This is a genomic window from Reyranella aquatilis, assembly GCF_020880995.1.
Classification (GTDB): domain Bacteria; phylum Pseudomonadota; class Alphaproteobacteria; order Reyranellales; family Reyranellaceae; genus Reyranella; species Reyranella aquatilis.
Window position 1 is genome coordinate 14,622 of the sequence record NZ_JAJISD010000002.1, and the last position, 17,784, is coordinate 32,405.

The following is a 17,784-nucleotide window of genomic DNA, read 5'->3' on the forward strand; positions in this document are numbered from 1 at the left end:
TGGTGAGCAGGCTAGGACTTTGCGTGAGCGTCTTCGCTCTGCTGGCCGCCGCCCTGTCGGCGACGATCGTCGGTGTGCGCCCGGCGATCGCGCAGCAGACGCAGGCCGTCTCGCCCGAACTGGAAGCGGAGTACGATGCCGCCTTCCAGGAAATGCTGAAGAATCCCTCGGATCTCGACGTCCTCTTCAAGTTCGCGACCATCGCCTCGAAGACCGGCGACCTCGAAGGCGCGATTTCCGCGCTCGAGCGCATGTTGCTGGTCGACCCGGACCTGCCGCGCGTCCGCCTCGAACTGGGCGTGCTGTACTACAGGCTGGGCTCCTTCGAGGTGGCCCGCAGCTATTTCGAGGTCACGCTCAAGTCAGCCTCGCTTCCGCCGGACGTGAAGGCGCGCGCCGAGCAGTTCCTGGCGGAATCCGAGAAGCGCCTCACCAAGTCGCGTTTCACGGGCGAGATCTTCGCCGGCATGCGTTACCAGTCGAACGCCAATCTCGGCCCGCCGACCTCGAGCGTGCGCCTGTTCGGACAGACGGCCAACCTCAACCAGACGGCGCTGGGAACGGCCGACTGGGGTGCGGTGACGTCGGGCTTCCTGCGCCATATCTACGACCTCGGCCAGAACAACCCGGCGCAGCTCGAAACCCAGCTCTCGGGCTACCTCAACCGGCAGTTCCAGATCCAGGCGGCCAACGTGTCGATCCTCGACCTGACGTCGGGCCCGCGCTTCAAGGCCTTTAACGGCATCTTCGAGGACGTGACGCTGAAACCCTTCGGTACGGTGGGTTACATCTGGGTCAACGACGTCCCTTACTACGGCAGCTTCGGTTCGGGGCTCGAGGTCGGCACCCTCCTGTCGGACAAGCTGCGGAACACCACGAACTTCGTGTGGCGGCGGCAGATGTACCAGAACACCTGGTACATCCCGACCAACAACCAGTTCACCGGCGTGGAGTACTCGGCCAACTCGACGTTCCAGTACGCGGTGAATCAGGCCGTGATGCTCTACGCGAACGGCAACCTCCAGCGTTACCAGACCGACAGCACGCCCTGGCAGAACTACATGCTCTACGGTGTCGGGGGCGGCATGTCCTTCTCCTTCACCGACCCGCTTTTCAAGAGCGAGCTGCCGTGGAGCATCAGCCTGTTCGGCAACGTCCAGTGGTGGTACTATGACCAGCCGGACGCCGTCGTGGATCCGACCGTTACCCGACAACAAATCGACACGATCCTGAACCTTACTCTGTCGATCCCGTTCGACCAGCGGACGATGTTCACGGTTTCGGGCGGACGGTTCGTCCGGTCGTCGGACATTCCCAACTACGCGTTCACCAACAACAGTGCGCTCATCGGAGTAACCTGGCGCTTCTAGCGCCGCCCAGGAGAACACAGTGGCCTTCAGACTTCCCGGCGTGAACCTGTCCCTGTTGACGGCGGCCCTGCTCGCCGCAGGCTCATCCGCCCTGCTCCCGGCCATCGCCCATGCCAAGGTCGGCGTGACCTCGGCGACGGACGGCGATCCGCGCGGCAAGCCGCCGGCCGAAGCCGAGCGCGTGCTGCGCGTCGGCATCGACGTGCAGGCCAACGAATTGATCACCACGTCGGCCAACGACCGCGCCCACCTGATGTTCCTCGACGGCACGTCCCTGTCGGTCGGGCCCAACGCCCAGATCACTATCGACAAGTTCGTCTACGATCCCACCACAAAGACGGGCGATCTCGCCATCAATGCGAGCAAGGGGGTCTTCCGCCTGGTCGGCGGCAAGATCAGCAAGACCAACGCCATCACGGTCACGACGCCATCGAGCACCATCGGCATTCGTGGCGGCATCAGCCTCTTCAACGTCGAGCAGCGCTCGACCACGTCCGTCTTCGTCTTCGGCATCAGCATGAGCGTCGGCGCCGGCGGCCAGCTCGAAGTCGTGACCCGTCCGGGTTTCCAGGTGACGACGCTGCTGGGCGGGCAGCCCGGGCGGCCGGGCGCCGTGCCGCCGGGCACGCTGACGGCAACCCTGGGCCAGCTCGAAGGCGGCCGGGGCGGCCAGCAGGGCGGCGGCGCCGATCAGTCGGCCCAGAATTCGGGCTTCTCGAACGCCAACTCGGGCCAGGGCTCGGGGAACACGCTGGGCAACCGCTTCGGCAGCGGGCCGGGTCCGCGCAACGTCAATCCCAGCAACATCGTCACCAACGCCATCAGCAACGCGACCGAAACGGCGCCGTCGAATCTGCCGACCTTGCCCGACAGGATCGTCTCCCAGTCGACGCCGATGCAGCAGACGATCACCTACAGCGGCGTGATGGGCGGCCTGGTGAACAACAACGGCAATACCTCGTTCGGAACCGGCACCTATCAGCAGATCTGGTCGATGAATACCGGCACCGGCAACACCACGGCCAACTTCAACAACAGTACCTACAGCGGCACCACGACCCGCGTCGGCAATTCCGGCTTCCAGGCCACGATGCCGACGACCACGCCCGCCACGCCCGGCCGCACGATGACGATGAACGGTGCCTTCGTGGGCCAGGGAACGTTCCCGACGAACCAGGCCGGCACCTTCGCGGTCAACGGCCCGAACTATCAGGCCGGCGGCGCTTTCGCCGGACAGAAGACTCCCTAGAGCGCTTCTGGGCGAGATTGAATCAAGCCGAACATTCAAACAACGACCTCACCCTGAGGAGCATCGCGCAGCGATGCGTCTCGAAGGGTGGGAACGCGCACCTTGCCTGTTGCCCATCCTTCGAGACGCGGCCTGAGGCCGCTCAGGATGAGGTCGGTGGGTCAATGTGACCTGGAACGGCTCTAGCCGACTTTCGTCGCGATGAAGTCAGCGATGGCAGCGATGTCGTCGCGACGGAACCAGGGCAGCGCGGCATCGTGCGGCCGAACGTCGGACGCGATCGCCACGATGGCGGGATCGCCCGGCGCCAGAGGCTTGGCATCATCGGAGGCACGCACCTCGATCTTGAGGTGCGGCTCGTTCTTGTAGCCTTCGATCAGAACGAGATCCGACGGCGAGAGGCGCGCCAGAACGTCGGCAATGGACGGCTCGGGCGTCTCGCACAAGATGGCGTAGCGCCGGCCCCCGACCAGGGCCACCTCCCCCGCCCCGGCGGCGCGATGTCGCCAGGAATCAGTACCGGGCTGGTCGATGTCGATGTCGTGGTGGGCGTGCTTGACGGTCGACACACGCCAGCCGCGGCGCACGAACTCCGCCACCAGACGCTCCGTCAGGGTCGTCTTGCCGGCATTCTTCCAGCCGGTGACGCCGAAGACCCGCTGCCCGGTCACGTCATAATCGCTCACGCCGCAATCCGGTCGGCACAGGCATAGGCGGTCAGGCGCCCCTCACGCACGAACGCCACCAGGGCAATGCCCGCCTGCTCCGCCGTCTCGATCGCGAGCGAGGTCGGGGCGGAGACGGCCGCGATGGCCGAGGCGCCGATGGCGGCGGCCTTCTGCACCATCTCGTAGGAACAACGGCTCGTCACGACCACGAAACCGCCGGCAGCGGCCGCGTCGCTTCGCGCAAGGGCACCCGCCAGCTTGTCGAGCGCGTTGTGCCGGCCGACATCCTCGCGCACGGAGACCAGCCCGCCATCCGGTGCGGCCCAGGCGGCGGCATGCAGCGCCCCGCTCGCCCGGTTGAGCCGCTGCTGCGCCGGCAGCGCCGCCATTGCCCGCTCGATCGAGAGCCGCGACACGGGCCGGGGTTGCGCCACGCTTGGCACCGTCCGCAGCGCGGCGTCGAGGCTGTCGACCCCGCAGAGGCCGCAGCCGGTGCGGCCGGCGAGGCTGCGCCGCCGCTCCTGCAGGCCGGCCAAGCGCTGCGCGGCGATCTCGAGGCGCACTTCGATGCCGCGGCCCATCGGCTCGGCTTCGATGTCGTAGATTTCCGAGGCTTTCTCCACGATCCGCTCGGTGAGGGAAAAGCCGCGCGCGAAATCCTCGAGATCGCACGGCGTCGCCATCATCACCGCGTGACTGATACCGTTGTAAACCAGCGCCACGGCGACTTCCTCGGCCACCGCCTCCTCCAGCGACTGGCTGCCGCCGGCCGTCAGGCGGCGGGCCGTCCGGCGCACCGTTCCGTCCCGACTCATCCCGCAGCCTCGTCGATCCGCAGATGACGGCCCTCGCGATCGAAGAAGAGGCCACGATTGAGCGTCAGCGGATCGGCCTTCACGTCGGCCTCCACATCCTTCAGTCGCCGGGCCGCGACCGGATCGGGCAGCGGGCCGCCTTCGTGCCCCAGCCCCACGAAGAACGCGACACCGTCCCAGGGCGTACGCGCGCTATCCAGCAGGCCACGCATCTCCGGCCAGGTCATCTCGTCGCCGATCAGATGGGCATAGCTCGACTTCAAGGGCACGGCATTGCTGGGCGTGATGCGCACCAGCAGGATGAAAAGCGTGAAGGGGCCGGTCTCGGCGAACTGCGCCGCGAGCCAGTGCTCGAAGTCGGATTTCATCGAACGCCCTAGAATTCGACCACGGGCGTGGGCGGCACGTAGCGGTCGAAGACCTGCAGGAACGGCTCGCCGCGCTCGGCCTCGTACCAGGCCTCGAAGGCACGGAAGGCAGCAATGGGATCGGCGATGACCGGCGGCTCCGCCGCCTCGCCTTCGGCGGGCTCGACGGGATGGGCATCGGCATGCAGCGCCTCCGCGATCGGCCGCAGCCAGTCGAGAAGCGGCCGCGCCCCTTCCCCCAGCTCGGAAAGCCCGTTCTCGATCCAACCGATATCGCGGAACAAAGCCTCGAGCTGCCGCTCTACGGCCAGTTCCCGATCCGGTTCCAGTGCCGCGACGCGCGCCATGTCGGACAGCGCGCTGAGACGGCGCCAGGCGAAGGTGCGCGCCCGCTCCGCCTCACGGATCTGGGCATCGACGGAGGCACGCACCTGTCGTTCGGCCGTTTCGGCCGCGGTGCAGTCCGCCTGGAGACGGGCGATCAGGGAGTCTGTGGCAGCCGGCATCCCGCCAGTTGACCCGACCGGCCGGACCGCCGCAAGCCTCTCCCGCGCCGCTACTTGGCGTACTTCAGCTCAACCTCGGCGACGCCGGCCGCGACGTTCAGGCCGACGCTGCCCTCCACGCTGACCGGCTGCAGGGTGACCTGCCCGCTGCCGCCGCCGACCAGCACATTGGCACCGACACCGCCGCCCACCGTCGCCTGGGCCGTCGCGCCGACATAACCGCCGGTGAGCGCGCCCGGCGCGATACTGCCAGGGGCGAAGACGAGCCAGACGATCTGCGATTCCTTGGTGAAGCCGATGTCGACGCCGTAGCGCTTGATCGCCCCGGTGTACTTCTCCCCCACACCGTCGGTGCGCGCGAAGATGCAGTCGAGGTCCTTCGAGGAGCCGAAGATGAAGCCCATGCCGCCCGCCACCTTGCAGGTGAGCGACCCCACGTTGGCGCCGGATTTGCCGGCCGCCTGGGGCGTGCCGGGCGCGGCGGGGGTCTGCGCCTGGGCCGCGCCCCCGGCGCTCACCAGAAACATTGCGGCGGCGGCCGTCAGCAGGGATCGAAGCATGTCGAAGTCCTTTCCGGTTGGAGGTCAGTCTTCCTTCTTCGCTCTCTCGATGGCATCGAGGATCTCGGTCAGGCCGTTGAAGTAGACAACGCCCTGCTTGTGCATCTCATGGCGGACCGTGCGGATGAGCCCCGCTTTCCGGATCATGAGCTCTGCGAGCGCGATCTTCGCGTCGTCGCGCGTCTGGCTTTCGATCGTCACGACACCCCCTTCAGTCCGCAATCCGGGCCTGGCCGCCATACTGGCCGCGCGCCTTCAGCACGTAGCCCGTCGCCCTGAAATCCGAATCCTGCCGGATCGCAGCTGTAACGACCGGGTCGTTGTGCGGGTTGCTGCTGGCGATCAACGCATTGGTCTCGGCCTGGCAGTTCGCGCTGATCGTGCGCCCGATGCTCGCAGGGTCTCCGGTGCCGGTCGCATGCGACGCCGCTTCCCGCTGGAGGCAGGCATCCCGCGCCTCGTAGGTCTTGCCGACGGCTTTCACGGTCCAGGGCTCCGAGTACTGGGAATTCGCCGAACAGCCCGCCAACGACAACAAGGCGGCGACAATCAGGATACGCATCAGGGGGCCGAACTCCAGGGACGACGGAAGAAGGACATGCAAAGATGGCGGAAGAGAGTGGGAGTCGAACCCACTAAGAACCGCCTAACGGCCCTCTCTGGCTTTGAAGGCCAGCCGCCCCACCGGGAGCGCTTCCCCTCCAAGGCCGATGATTCACCAGAATGAATCCCCTGTCACCTGCCGTGCTAGGCTGAATTTTCCCAAGGGAATCAGGATCATGGCAATCGAGCTGAAATACATCGTCGGAAACGTCTCGGATCTTTCCGCGGCCGTCGCCTTCTGGCGCGACACGGTCGGCCTGAAACTCAAGTTCCAGACACCCGAATGGGCAGAGTTCGACACCGGCACCACCCGTCTGGCGCTTCAACCAGCCTCGCCCTCCAATCCGGCGGGCACATGGCAACCCGGGCTGCGGGTTCCCGACCTCGCGGCGAAGCGTGCCGAACTTCAAGCGCGCGGCGTGAACATTGGCCGCCCACCCCACGAGGAGCATGGGTTCCTGCTGTCGCTCTTCACCGGCCCGGACGGCGCCCCGGTGAGCCTGAGCGGGCCGGCACCTAAGGCGTAGGCGGCGGGCCGTACTGGCCGATCTTCTGCGGCACGGCGCGGCGCAGGTCGCCGCGGCGGATCGTGATCCCGTGGCGATCGAAGAACTCCAGGATCTGGATCGCGACCTTGCGTCCGTTGTCGAGCTTGTCGCGGAACTCCGCCGCGGTGAACTCCCGGCCGAAATCGTTGGCGATCCCGATCATCTCGGCCACCACGGGCCTCAGGAAGTAATGGTCGGGCGCCACCTCGACGATGCGTCCCAGCTTGGCGAGACGTTGCAGCAGCCGGCGGGTATCGGCCTCGGGCGCGTCGTAGGTCTCGGCGAAGTCACGCACGCGCGGCGGCTTGAAGCGGTCGCGCGTCATGTCCGCCAGGATCTTCTGCCACAGCGCCTCGTCGCGCGATCCCAGCTTCAGCGAATGGCCGGGCAGGCGCAGGAAGGCGCCATCGACGGTCACGGCCTTGGCGCGGATCGCCTGATCCAGCAGGGCCTTGAAAACCGGGGCGGGCCAGCGACGCTTCAGCGTCACCCGCAGGCGCTCGGCCTGCAGGCCCGGCGCGTCGGGCTTCGTTTCGTGGAATGTCTTGAGCGTCTCGACGATGTCCTTCTTCGCCGCGTCCAGGGTTTCGGCGAGGAAGCCGAACCCTTCCAGCCTCGCCCCGCTGGCCGCTTCGAGCAGCTTTTCCACCTCGGCCGGCCTCAAATTGCGCGACAGGCCGAACCGCGCCAGATCGACGAAGCCGCTGTCGAGGCGCAGCAGCTGCGGCAGCACATCGGCGTCGGGCTCGACGAGCGCCGCGAGTTCCAGCAGGCGCCGCTCCGCGCGCCGGTTGCGCGGCGGACCGAAGGGGTCGATCGTCGTTGCACCGGCCATCGTGCGGATGGCCGATGGATCGCGAAGGATCACCCGGTCGCCGGCCAGCGCGCCGACCTTCTCGTCGAGGACGATCTGCGCCAGCCCGCTGTCGCCGGGCTGCAGCCGTTCACCTTCCAGCAGTGCCACGCGGCCCATCACATGAGCCGATCCAAGATGCACGTGCACGGGCGACCAGTGCTTGAGCGCCTGGGCTTCCGAGGCAAGCAGGCTCAGCCGCACGTCGATCCGGTCGGTCGGCGCATGGAGCTCCGGACTGACGACCCAGTCGCCGCGCCGGATCGCATCCTTCGAAAGCCGGGGGCCCGCCAGATTGAGCGCGCAGCGCTCACCCGCGCGCCCGATCTCCGCCGGCCGGTTCTGTGCGTGCAACGAGCGCACCCGCGCCTCGATGCCGGAGGGCGTCAGCAGCAGGCGGTCGTCGACCCTGATCTCGCCGGCATGGACGGTGCCGGTGACGACGACGCCCGCGCCCGAGAGAACGAAACAGCGATCCACTGCGAGCCGTGCGAAGCCCGCCGCGCCCTTGCCGCTCTCGCCGAGAACCAGGAGCTTTTCCTTGAGTTCCTGCACACCCTGCCCGGTCACCGCCGACACAGGAACGATCTCGGCCCCGCGCAGCGAGGTTGTGGACAGCAGCGTCTCGACCTCGGCCATCCGATCCAGCAGCTCGTCGTCGTTGACGAGATCGCACTTCGTCAGCGCCACGAGGCCGCGATCGAGGCCCAGCAGGTCGAGGATCTGCAGATGCTCGACCGTCTGCGGCTTGATGCCTTCGGCCGCCGACACGACGAGCAGCGCCGCATCGATGCCGGTGGCGCCGGCCAGCATGTTGTGCACGAACCGCTCGTGACCGGGCACGTCGACGAAGCCCAGCTGACGGCCGTCGCCCAGGTCGCTGTAGGCGTAGCCGAGGTCGATGGTGATGCCGCGCGCCTTCTCTTCCTTGAGACGATCGGCATCGACGCCGGTGAGGGCCTTCACCAGCGAAGTCTTGCCATGATCGATGTGACCCGCCGTTCCGACGATCATGCCAGCGGCTCCTCGGCGCGACGTTCGGCTTCGGCGCGTTGCGAGGGCTTGGCGTGCGCCCGCGCTTCCTTCAGGAAGCCGGCCGCGAGCTCGCCCGCGCCGTTCATCTCCGCGCGCCGCAGCCAGTGCAGCGCCTCCACGACGTCGCGCGGCACGCCCTTGCCTGCGAGATAGGCCGCACCCAGCATCGCCTGCGCCTCGGGATGGCCGAGGCGCGCCGCCCGCTGCCACCAGCGGGCCGCCGCATCGGCGTCGCGCTCGACGCCCAGCGCGTTGTGATGGATGTCACCCAGCCGCGCCATCGCCGCGGCGCGACCGTTGGCGGCGGCCTTCTCCGCCCACTGGCGCGCGCCGACGTAATCCTGCGGGCAGCCGCCGCCCAGCAGCTTCATCCACGACAGCATGTCCTGGGCATCGGCGTCGCCCTGCAAGGCGGCGCACTCGTACAGCCGCGCCGCTTCCGCATGATCCTGCGGCACGCCCCACCCCTCGTAGTGACAAAGCGCCAGGTTGCGCTGTCCGCCGGCATCGCCCTGTTCGGCCGCGCGGCGAAGCCAGTCGACCGCCTTGGCGTGATCCTGCTCCACGCCGCGGCCCTCGAGGAACGCCGCGCCCATGTTGCTCTGCGCCCGGGCATTGCCCTCGTGCGCGAGCGGCGCCCACAGGTCGAGCGCGACGCCGTAGTCGCCCTCCTTCCAGGCGGCCAGCGCCTCCGCCATCCGCTGGGCAGGCGGCGGCTTGCGATCGAGCAGCCTAGCCAGCCACGACATCGAGCCTGTCCAGCTGGGCGACGAACGCCGCCTCGTCGTCGAGCGTGCGAAGGTCGAAATGCAGCGTGGCGTCGGCGATGCGCCCGATCACCGGGATCGGCAGGGCACGGAATCCGTCGGCGATCCGGTCGATACCCTTCGCGCGGATCGCGAGCGCGAAGGACGGCAGCAGATCGACCGGCAGTGCGCCCGATCCTATCTGTCCGCGCACCTCGACGACGCCGACCTGTGCCCGCTCCCCCAGCACGCCGCGGACGGCAGGCAGCAGCCGCTCGGCCACCGCGCGGATTTCCGCCGCCGGCCGCGCGAGATTGCGGATCGTGGGCAGGCGCTCAGCAAGACGCGCGGGATCGGCATAGAGGCGCAACGTGGCTTCGAGGGCGGCGAGCCGGACCTTGTCGAGCCGCAGCGCGCGCTTCATGGGGTTGCTGGCGATGCGCTGGATCAGCGGCTTGCGGCCGACGATCAGGCCGGCCTGCGGGCCGCCGAGCAGCTTGTCGCCGGAGAAGGTGACGACATCGACGCCCGACTGGACGGCCTCGCGCGCCGTCGGCTCGTGCGGCAGGCCCCAGGTCTCTAGATCGGCCAGCGTGCCGCTGCCGAGATCCTCGATCAGCGTCACGCCCTTCTCGCGCGCCAGCGGAACCAGCTCCGCCGCCCCGACGGATTTCGTGAAGCCCTGGATCGCGTAGTTGGAGGGATGGACCTTCATGATGGCGGCCGTGTCCGGACCGATCGCTGCCGCATAGTCCTTGAGATGCGTGCGGTTCGTCGTGCCGACCTCGACCAGCCGGCAGCCGGCGCGCGCCATGATGTCGGGAATCCGGAAGGCGCCGCCGATCTCGATCAGCTCTCCCCGCGAGACGATGACCTCTCGGCCGGCGGCCAGCTCGCTCAACACCAGCAGCACGGCCGCGGCATTGTTGTTCACCGCGGTGGACCCCTCCGCGCCGGTCAGGCGGCACAGCCAGGGCGCGATGTGATCGTCGCGCTCGCCGCGCGCGCCGCCCTCCAGATCGTATTCGAGCGTGGTCGGCGAGCGCATGGCCTCGACCGCTGCCGCGATGGCTTCCTCCGCCAGCACCGCGCGGCCAAGATTGGTATGCAGCACCGTGCCGGTGAGGTTGAACACCCGCCGCTGCGAAGGCTGCAGGAATTTTGCGAGCCGGGCGGAACACCAGGTCGCGCACGCCGCCTCGTCCGCGACCTCGGCCGAGCCGCGCTTCTCGGCCACCCACGTTCGCAGCGCCTCGATCACGAGGGGACGGCCGGCGCGCTCGACCAGCGGCGCCAGGGAGGGCCAGCCGGCCATGCGGTCGATCGACGGGGGACGGACTTCGGAGGCGCCATCGGCGCGGTCGGCACGCGACACGGTTCGTTTCCTGCAGGAGTTGGGCGGACGGTCATCCGCCGGATGCGAAGATGGACCAGCCACGGCGGGCGATCAATGGAGCGGGCCCGTCAGTCCTCGGGCGGGTGCTGCATGATGCCCAGCACGAAGGGATTGGGCACCCGCGCGAAACCCTCTTCGCCCACCAGCACGTCGAGGCCGAGCGACGCCAGATCGTCGGCCAGCGGTTCGATGGCGCGGGCCTTTTCGAGATAGAAGACCTTCGAATAGCCTTGGCAGACCTCGCAGCATTCGGCGCGGAGGTAGCTCGAGCCCGCGAGGTTGCGGAACGAAATCTTGTCGGTGCTGCCGCAATGCACGCAGCGCACGCGCACGTAGCGCCACGACGTCGCGCAGAGCGAGCAGTGAAGATGGCGGTGGCCGAACTTGGTGCCGCCCGGCGAGATCAGGCCGGAAACGGCGGGCGAGCCGCAGGCCGGGCAGTCGCCGCTCTCGGTCTCGCCCGCGAGGTCGGCGGCATCGAGCAGCGCGGCCATGCGCGTCCAGACGACCTGCAGGGCGGCCGCCACGAAAACCGCCTGTGCGGCTTCGGGGCCGGCGACGTCGCCTCCGAGAAAGCGGTCGGCGAGCGCCTCCAGTTCGGCAGGCTTTGCAGCCAGCAGGGCATCGCGGGCCGCGCGCGCCGATTCGGGCAGGACCTCGCCGTCGATGGTTTCGAGTATGCACGACAGGGCCACGCGCCAGCTTTCGTCGCGCGACCAGATCGCGGGATCGAGGGGCGCGCGCTTCACCAGCCTTGCCTTGGCGATCTCCGCCGCTCCCGGCAGCGAGCCCGGCGGCAGCTTCGACAGGGCCCCGTGCTGGGCCGTGACCAGCGCCGCGATCAGACGCAGGAACCCTTCGAGATCGTGGCCCGGCGCCAGCTCGCGAAGGCGGGCCGCCCGCGTCTGGAACAGCGTCGAGAGATCGGGCAGCCGCACACGCTCACCCTCGGCGGCGGCGCCGAGGATGTTTTCGCCGAAGTTAGCGGACGGATTGTCGGGACCGGAGCTCAGGACTTCCCGACTTCCTGACGGAACCACTTGCGATGGTGCTTCCATGCCCAGCCGCCGCTGACCGAGCCGCGCGTCATGGCGCTCATCGTGCCCTTGACCCAGATGGCGGCATAGACGTGCACGATCCAGATCAGGATGGCGCCGATGGCGCAGAGCGCGTGGACGACCGCAGACCAGCGCTTCTGGTCAATGGTGGTATAGGATGCGAAGTAGGTGTCCCAGAGCACGACGCCGCTTCCCAGCAGCAGCAGGATCAGGACCGACTGCCCCCAGAAGACGAGCTTCTGGCCGGCATTGTACTTGCCGAGCTCGGGCAGCCCCTCTTCCTTGTTGTTGATCACCGATCCCAGGTTCTTCATCCAGACGGTGTCGTCGCGGTTCCAGAAATTGAGCGTGAAGAACCGCAGGAACAGGCCGAGGAAACTGACGGCCAGGACGACGCCGATCCACGGATGGATGATCCGGGTCATCTGTCCGCCGCCGAACAGGTAGGTGAGGAAGTAGAGCGACGGATGGAACAGCGCCAGGCCGCTGAGGGCCAGCAGGATCAGCGAAACGGCGGTGATCCAGTGGTTGATGCGCGCGGCAGCGGTGTAGCGGCTGACCGGCTTGCTGTGCTCGATCATGCCTTCTTGCTCCCCGCACCGTCGCTGCCGGCGAGTTCGGCGGCCTTCTCCTCATCATGCTCGGTGACCCGATTGGGCCCCTTGGTGACGTAGTGCATGAGGCCGAAGGCCCCGGCGAAGGCGATCGCCGCCAGCGACAGGGGCTTCATCACGCCCTTCCAGATGCCGACCAGCGGGCTGATGCGCGGATCGTCGGGAAGTCCAGAATAGAGCGAGGGCTTGTCGGCATGCTGCAGCACATACATGACGTGCGTTCCGTTCACGCCCGGCGGATTGTAGAGGCCGGCATTCTGGTAGCCGCGCGACTTAAGGTCGGTGATGCGCTTGCCGGCGTGGGCGATCATGTCTTCCTTGGTGCCGAAGTAGATCGCCTGCGTCGGACAGGCCTTGGCGCAGGCCGGCGCCTGACCAACCACGACCCGATCGGAGCAGAGCGTGCACTTGTAGGCCTTGCTGGTGGCCTGCGAGATGCGCGGGATGTTGAAGGGACAGCCCTTCACGCAGTAGCCGCATCCGATGCAGTTGTCGGAGATGAAGTCGACGATGCCGTTGGTGTACTGCACGATCGCACCGGGCGCCGGGCAGGCCTTGAGGCAGCCCGGATCGTCGCAGTGCATGCAGCCGTCCTTGCGGATCAGCCATTCGAGATCGTCACCGCGCTCGTGCTCCGTGTAGCGCATGACGGTCCAAGAGGCAGGCGTCAGATCGGTCGGGTTGTTGTAGGTGCCGTCGGTATAGCCGATCGACTGGTCGAGCTGGTTCCACTCGAGACAGGCGGTCTGGCAGGCCTTGCAGCCGATGCACTTGCTGACGTCGATCAGCTTGGCGACCGGTACGGCGGCCGCCTTGCCGGAGGCCGGCGGCGGAACGCTGGAGGCCGAGCGGCGGCGGAGATCGAGGGCTTGCAGAGCAGACATCGTTCCCTCCCCCGATCAGGCCACGGCCGGCGACGAGGCCGGCGGGGTGGTTTTCTTCACATCCACCAGGAACGCCTTGTATTCGGGCGTATTGGTGCTGGCATCTCCGACCGCAGGCGTCAGCGTGTTCATCGGATATGACTTCCGCGCCATGCCGACGAAGCCGTAGTGGATCGGCAACCCGATCACGTCGCAGGGCTTGCCGTCGACCATGATCGGCCGGAAGCGCTTGGACACCGACGCCTTCGCCTTGATCATGCCGCGCTGGCTCGAGACCTCGACCCAGTCGCCGTTCTTTATGCCCTTGGCCTTCGCCAGGCGTTCGCCCATCTCGACGAACATCTCCGGCTGGACCACGACGTTGTCGTGAACGTTCTTGGTCCAGTAGTGGAAGTGCTCGGCGAGACGATAGGACGTCGCCACGATCGGGAACTTGTCCGGCGTGCCGAACGACTTGGCATCGGCCGCGAACACCCGCGCCACCGGATTGGTGTTCACCTTGGGGTGAAGCGGATTGGCGATATAGGCGTCCATCGGCTCGTAGTGCTCGGGGAACGGCCCGTCCGGCATGGCCGTGCGCGAGAACAGCCGCGCCGTGCCTTCCGGATTCATGATGAACGGGCCGACCGACTTGTCGGGCGCCACCGTCGGCGCATAGTCCGGCACATCGGCACCGACCCAGCGCGAGCCGTTCCAGGTGATGTACTTCTTGCGCTCGCTCCACGCCTTGCCGTCGGGATCGGCCGAGGCGCGGTTGTAGAGGACGCGGCGATTGGCCGGCCAGGCGTAGCCCCAGTTCGGGTGCACGCCGAGACCGCTCGGATCGCTGGCGTCGCGCCGCATCGACATGTTGCCGGCCTCTGTATAGACGCCGGTGTAGATCCAGCAGCCGCCCGACGTCTTGCCGTCGTCGCGCATCACGGCGAAGCCCGGCAGGAGCTGGCCGGCCTTCAGCAGCACCTTCGTGGGATCGGCCGGATCGGGCAGATCCTCCAGCGCGTAGCCGTTGATCTCCTTGAGGAGTTCGACCGGCTCGGGATGCGCGGGCTTGGCGTAGTCCCAGGTCGTGTTGAGGATCGGGTCCGGGAACGCGCCGCCTTCCTTCGCGTAGAGCGCCCGCAGCCGGCTGTGCAGGTCGGCGATGATCTCGATGTCACCGCGCGATTCGCCCGGCCCGGCCACCGACTTCCAGTGCCACTGGATGACGCGGCTGGAGTTGGTGAAGGTGCCCTCGTCCTCGGCATAGGCCGTGGTCGGAAGCTGGAACACCTCGGTCTGGATCGACTTGGGATCGACGTTGTTGAACTCGCCGTGGTTTTCCCAGAACCGCCCCGTCTCGGTCTCCAGCGGATCCATGATCACGAGCCACTTGAGCTTGGACAGACCGGCCTGGACCTTGGCCTTGTTGGGCGCGGCCATCATGACGTTCAGGCCCTGGCAGAACAGGCCGTTCATCTGGCCGCCCGCCATCATGTCGACGATCTTGAGAACGTCGTAGGCCGTGTCGAACTTGGGCAGGTAGTCGTAGGCCCAGTCGTTCTCCTTGGTCGCCGCCTTGCCGAACAGGCTCTTCTGCTGGCTGACGAAGAACTTCCCGTAGTTCTGCCAGAAGCTGGTCTGGCCGGGACGGATCGGCTTGAAGGCGCGCGACTTCATGTAGTCGGCGTAGGTCGCCTCCCGCTCGCTCGGCAGGACAAGGTAACCCGGCGTCGAGGTGGTGAGCAGTCCGAAGTCGGTGATGCCCTGGACGTTGGAGTGACCGCGCAGCGCGTTCACGCCACCACCCGGGATGCCCATGTTGCCCAGCAGGAGCTGGATCATGGCCATGCTGCGGATGTTCTGTGCGCCGGTCGTGTGCTGCGTCCAGCCCAGCGCATAGAGCGAGGTCATCGAACGCTCGCCGTTGGCCGTCGAGGCGATCAGCTCGCAGACCTTCAGGAACTTGTCCTTCGGCGTGCCGCAGATCCGCTCGACCATCTCGGGCGTGTAGCGCTCGACATGGGCCTTCAGGAGGTTGATGGCGCAACGCGGGTTCTGCAGGGTCTCGTCGACCTTGGCCATGCCCTGCTCGTCGAACTCGTACTCCCACGTCGTGCGATCGACGTAGTTCTTGCGGGCCTCGTCGTAGCCCGTGAACAGTCCGTCCTCGAACTTGAAGCCTTCCTTCACGATGTAGGAGGCGTTGGTGTAGGCATTGACGTACTTCTGATGGATCTTGCCGGTGCCCAGCAGGTAACGCATCACGCCCGACAGGAACGCGATGTCCGTGCCAGGCCGGATCGGTGCATAGAGGTCCGAAACCGCGGCCGAGCGCGTGAAGCGCGGATCGACCACGATGAGCTTGGCGCCGTTGTTGGCCTTTGCCTCGACGACCCACTTGAAGCCGCAGGGATGGGCCTCGGCGGCATTGCCGCCCATGATCAGGACGACATCAGCGTTCTTGATGTCGTTCCACGAGTTCGTCATCGCGCCACGTCCGAATGTGGGGCCAAGACTGGCCACCGTCGGTCCGTGTCATATTCGGGCTTGGTTCTCCAAGGCCAGGATGCCGGTGGACCGGATGGCCTTGTAGGTGAGGTAACCCGCCTCGTTGCTGCAGGCCGAGCCGGCCAGGAAGCCGGTGCTCACCCAGCGGTTGACCGTGACGCCGTCGCGATTCTTCGCGATGAAGTTCTTGTCGCGGTCTTCCTTTGCGAGCTTGGCGATGCGCTCCATCGCGAAGTCCCAGCTCACGCGCTCGAACTTGTCGGAGCCGGGCTTGCGGTGCATCGGATACTGCAGGCGGTTCACGCTGTTGGCGAATCCCAGCGAGGCCGCGCCGCGCGCGCACAGCGTGCCGCGGTTGATTGGATTGTCCGAATCGCCCTCGATATGAAAAGCCCGCGCCTTGCCGTCCTTGGTGCCGTCGGCCGACGAGTAGACGAGGACGCCGCAACCCACCGCGCAGTAGGGGCAGGTATTGCGTGTCTCGGTCGCCTTTTCGAGGCGGTACGGCCTGACGTTGGCCGCCAGGCTCTCGCTCGCGCCGACGAAGCCCAGCGCGCCCACGGAGGACGCGGCGAGGCCAGCCGCGCTCACCTTCATGAATTGCCGACGTGTAACGGCCATGTTCCAGCTCCATCCCAACGACGCTTATGGGGTATCTAAGCACCCCGTTTTTATTCCGCGTCGCGGCCAGTCAATCGCTTCAGGTGTCGCGAATAAAGATCAAACTGAATAATGAACGAAATTTGAATGGGTTTTCCCGGCGCCGCTGCCCACCGGGCCTCAGGGCTTGCGCTGGAAACCCCAATTCTCCGCGAGGATCTCGCCCATGCGCGCCGCGATGATGCGGTTGCCGGGGCTCTCGTTGGCCGCATCCCGGGCATAGTGGATGTGGTCGGCGTAGATCGTCCCCTTCTCTCCGGCGAAGATCTGGGTCAGGTCGAAGATCGGTGTGCCGCCGTTGCGCAGGGTCATGAGGCCCGCGACGATGTTGCCGTACATGTTCCGGTAGGACAGGTCGCCGACAACCCGCTTCTCCTCCTCGGTCAGCTCCTTGCCGATCGCGGGGGCGGGCTGGATGAAGTAGGCGGCCTTGACGTTGTTGTCCTTTGCCACGGCCACCGTAGCCTTGATGTACTTCTGGTAGAGGCCGAGCTGGGTATCGAAAGCCAGCTTGTGGTTCGACCGGATGTTCTCGGGCATGTGGAACATGCTGTTCAGGGTCGTCTTCTTGGCCGACTTGAAGATGTCCTTGCCCTTGGCGGCCTGTTCGATGCCGCGGATCACCATGTAGGCAGCGTGCGAATGGCCGAGGATCGGGTTCAGCGCCAGGGTGCCGGCGATCCGCCCCATGACCCAGCCGATCGCCGCGTCGCCGAAATTCTCGTCGGCCACGAAGGGGTTCACGTCGAGGAAGTTGCTCAGCGGCCGCTCCAGCCGCTCCTCGGCGCCCGGCCAGAAGAAATAATGCTCGTTGAAGCCGCCCAGCACCGCCACGGCATCGACCGACGAGGCGTAGAGCGAGAACAGGATGAAGGGCTGCGGCTCCTTCCACGCGCCGTCGCCGCCGTTCAGCACCATGAACGGCTTGCCGTTCGGGCTGATGTACTTCCTGTTGAGCTCTTCCTCGAGATAGCGCGGCGCCGGCGGCGCGGCGTTCTGGCCGAGCTGCGAGGCCACCGAGCCCCCGGTCAACATCACGACATAGCGGTCGGTGGGCTTCAGGACCGGATAGTCGGGGCCGAACAGGCCGACATTGTTGACCCAGGGGATGCCGCAGGGCGGGTTGGCATGATGGACGAACGCCACGTACGGATGCGGGAACAGCGTGTCCACGTAGCGGCACGCCGTGCCCTTGGTGGCGTCGCGCACGTAGGTGTTCTGCGTGCGCTCGAACAGCTCCTCGGCCGAGGTGTAGCGGCCGTCTTCCAGGTAGAGCCAGACGATCGCCGTGACTTCGAGTGCGGCGAGCGACAGGACGATGCCGAAAAGGACGGAAATCCAGCCGAAGATGCGCTGTTTCATCT

18 protein-coding genes and 1 tRNA gene are annotated in these 17,784 nt (G+C 66.9%); 3 read left to right on the forward strand and 16 right to left on the reverse strand.

Translation table 11 applies throughout. The annotated features are described in order from the left end of the window. Positions 1 to 23 precede the first annotated feature (23 nt). Together LJ725_RS05930 and LJ725_RS05935 are read left to right on the forward strand one after the other, a co-directional pair. Positions 24 to 1,370 (forward strand): tetratricopeptide repeat protein, encoded by a 1,347-nt coding sequence (locus LJ725_RS05930; protein WP_230549722.1) that lies wholly within the window; start codon positions 24 to 26, stop codon positions 1,368 to 1,370. 19 nt (positions 1,371 to 1,389) lie between these two features. Beyond that, positions 1,390 to 2,619: a FecR family protein gene (locus LJ725_RS05935; RefSeq protein WP_230549723.1), complete on the forward strand. Its 1,230-nt coding sequence runs from the start codon at positions 1,390 to 1,392 to the stop codon at positions 2,617 to 2,619. A 182-nt stretch (positions 2,620 to 2,801) separates the two neighbouring features. Here LJ725_RS05935 and mobB read toward each other — a convergent pair whose 3' ends face one another. The 8 genes from mobB to LJ725_RS05975 form a co-directional block, all read right to left on the reverse strand. After that, positions 2,802 to 3,305: a molybdopterin-guanine dinucleotide biosynthesis protein B gene (gene mobB / locus LJ725_RS05940; RefSeq protein ID WP_408015721.1), complete on the reverse strand. Its 504-nt coding sequence runs from the start codon at positions 3,303 to 3,305 to the stop codon at positions 2,802 to 2,804. Next, entirely contained in the window at positions 3,302 to 4,102 is an 801-nt protein-coding gene (fdhD, locus tag LJ725_RS05945; RefSeq protein ID WP_230549724.1) for a formate dehydrogenase accessory sulfurtransferase FdhD, read from the reverse strand. The genes mobB and fdhD overlap by 4 nt, the downstream gene beginning before the upstream one ends. After that, the gene (locus tag LJ725_RS05950) at positions 4,099 to 4,470 is read right to left on the reverse strand and encodes a hypothetical protein (RefSeq protein ID WP_230549725.1); all 372 of its coding nucleotides are present in this window, start codon (positions 4,468 to 4,470) and stop codon (positions 4,099 to 4,101) included. Before LJ725_RS05950 ends, fdhD begins: the two co-directional genes overlap by 4 nt. A gap of 8 nt (positions 4,471 to 4,478) precedes the next feature. Continuing rightward, entirely contained in the window at positions 4,479 to 4,976 is a 498-nt protein-coding gene (locus LJ725_RS05955) for a hypothetical protein (protein ID WP_230549726.1), read from the reverse strand. A 50-nt stretch (positions 4,977 to 5,026) separates the two neighbouring features. After that, the gene (locus LJ725_RS05960) at positions 5,027 to 5,536 is read right to left on the reverse strand and encodes a DUF992 domain-containing protein (RefSeq protein WP_230549727.1); all 510 of its coding nucleotides are present in this window, start codon (positions 5,534 to 5,536) and stop codon (positions 5,027 to 5,029) included. A 24-nt stretch (positions 5,537 to 5,560) separates the two neighbouring features. After that, positions 5,561 to 5,737 carry a hypothetical protein gene (locus LJ725_RS05965; protein ID WP_230549728.1) on the reverse strand — a complete coding sequence of 59 codons (177 nt, stop codon included), beginning with the start codon at positions 5,735 to 5,737 and terminating at the stop codon, positions 5,561 to 5,563. Between the two features lie 10 nt (positions 5,738 to 5,747). Further along, positions 5,748 to 6,098, reverse strand: coding sequence for a hypothetical protein (locus LJ725_RS05970; protein WP_230549729.1), 351 nt, complete (start codon positions 6,096 to 6,098; stop codon positions 5,748 to 5,750). A gap of 45 nt (positions 6,099 to 6,143) precedes the next feature. Continuing rightward, positions 6,144 to 6,239: transfer RNA gene (locus LJ725_RS05975), tRNA-Sec, on the reverse strand. Between the two features lie 76 nt (positions 6,240 to 6,315). On the opposite strand from LJ725_RS05975, the gene LJ725_RS05980 reads away from it, so the two are divergent. Further along, the gene (locus LJ725_RS05980) at positions 6,316 to 6,666 is read left to right on the forward strand and encodes a VOC family protein (RefSeq protein WP_230549730.1); all 351 of its coding nucleotides are present in this window, start codon (positions 6,316 to 6,318) and stop codon (positions 6,664 to 6,666) included. Here the strand turns inward: LJ725_RS05980 and selB are convergent. The 8 genes from selB to LJ725_RS06020 all read right to left on the reverse strand — a co-directional run bounded on the left by selB (position 6,656) and on the right by LJ725_RS06020 (position 17,782). Next, a complete protein-coding gene (selB, locus tag LJ725_RS05985; protein WP_230549731.1) occupies positions 6,656 to 8,554 on the reverse strand; it encodes a selenocysteine-specific translation elongation factor in 1,899 nt (632 codons plus the stop codon). The genes LJ725_RS05980 and selB overlap by 11 nt on opposite strands. Continuing rightward, positions 8,551 to 9,324, reverse strand: coding sequence for a tetratricopeptide repeat protein (locus tag LJ725_RS05990; RefSeq protein WP_230549732.1), 774 nt, complete (start codon positions 9,322 to 9,324; stop codon positions 8,551 to 8,553). The genes selB and LJ725_RS05990 overlap by 4 nt, the downstream gene beginning before the upstream one ends. Continuing rightward, a complete protein-coding gene (gene selA, locus LJ725_RS05995) occupies positions 9,308 to 10,636 on the reverse strand; it encodes an L-seryl-tRNA(Sec) selenium transferase (protein WP_230550145.1) in 1,329 nt (442 codons plus the stop codon). The genes LJ725_RS05990 and selA overlap by 17 nt, the downstream gene beginning before the upstream one ends. A gap of 149 nt (positions 10,637 to 10,785) precedes the next feature. Then, positions 10,786 to 11,757, reverse strand: coding sequence for a formate dehydrogenase accessory protein FdhE (fdhE, locus tag LJ725_RS06000; RefSeq protein WP_230549733.1), 972 nt, complete (start codon positions 11,755 to 11,757; stop codon positions 10,786 to 10,788). Further along, complete coding sequence (locus LJ725_RS06005) at positions 11,727 to 12,356, reverse strand: formate dehydrogenase subunit gamma (protein ID WP_230549734.1); 630 nt, start codon at positions 12,354 to 12,356, stop codon at positions 11,727 to 11,729. The genes fdhE and LJ725_RS06005 overlap by 31 nt, the downstream gene beginning before the upstream one ends. After that, positions 12,353 to 13,273 carry a formate dehydrogenase subunit beta gene (fdxH, locus tag LJ725_RS06010; protein WP_230549735.1) on the reverse strand — a complete coding sequence of 307 codons (921 nt, stop codon included), beginning with the start codon at positions 13,271 to 13,273 and terminating at the stop codon, positions 12,353 to 12,355. The genes LJ725_RS06005 and fdxH overlap by 4 nt, the downstream gene beginning before the upstream one ends. A gap of 15 nt (positions 13,274 to 13,288) precedes the next feature. After that, complete coding sequence (fdnG, locus tag LJ725_RS06015) at positions 13,289 to 16,381, reverse strand: formate dehydrogenase-N subunit alpha (RefSeq protein ID WP_230549736.1); 3,093 nt, start codon at positions 16,379 to 16,381, stop codon at positions 13,289 to 13,291. A 159-nt stretch (positions 16,382 to 16,540) separates the two neighbouring features. Next, on the reverse strand, positions 16,541 to 17,782 hold the full coding sequence (locus tag LJ725_RS06020) for a hypothetical protein (RefSeq protein WP_230549737.1): 1,242 nt from the start codon (positions 17,780 to 17,782) through the stop codon (positions 16,541 to 16,543). Between the last annotated feature and the right edge of the window lie 2 nt (positions 17,783 to 17,784).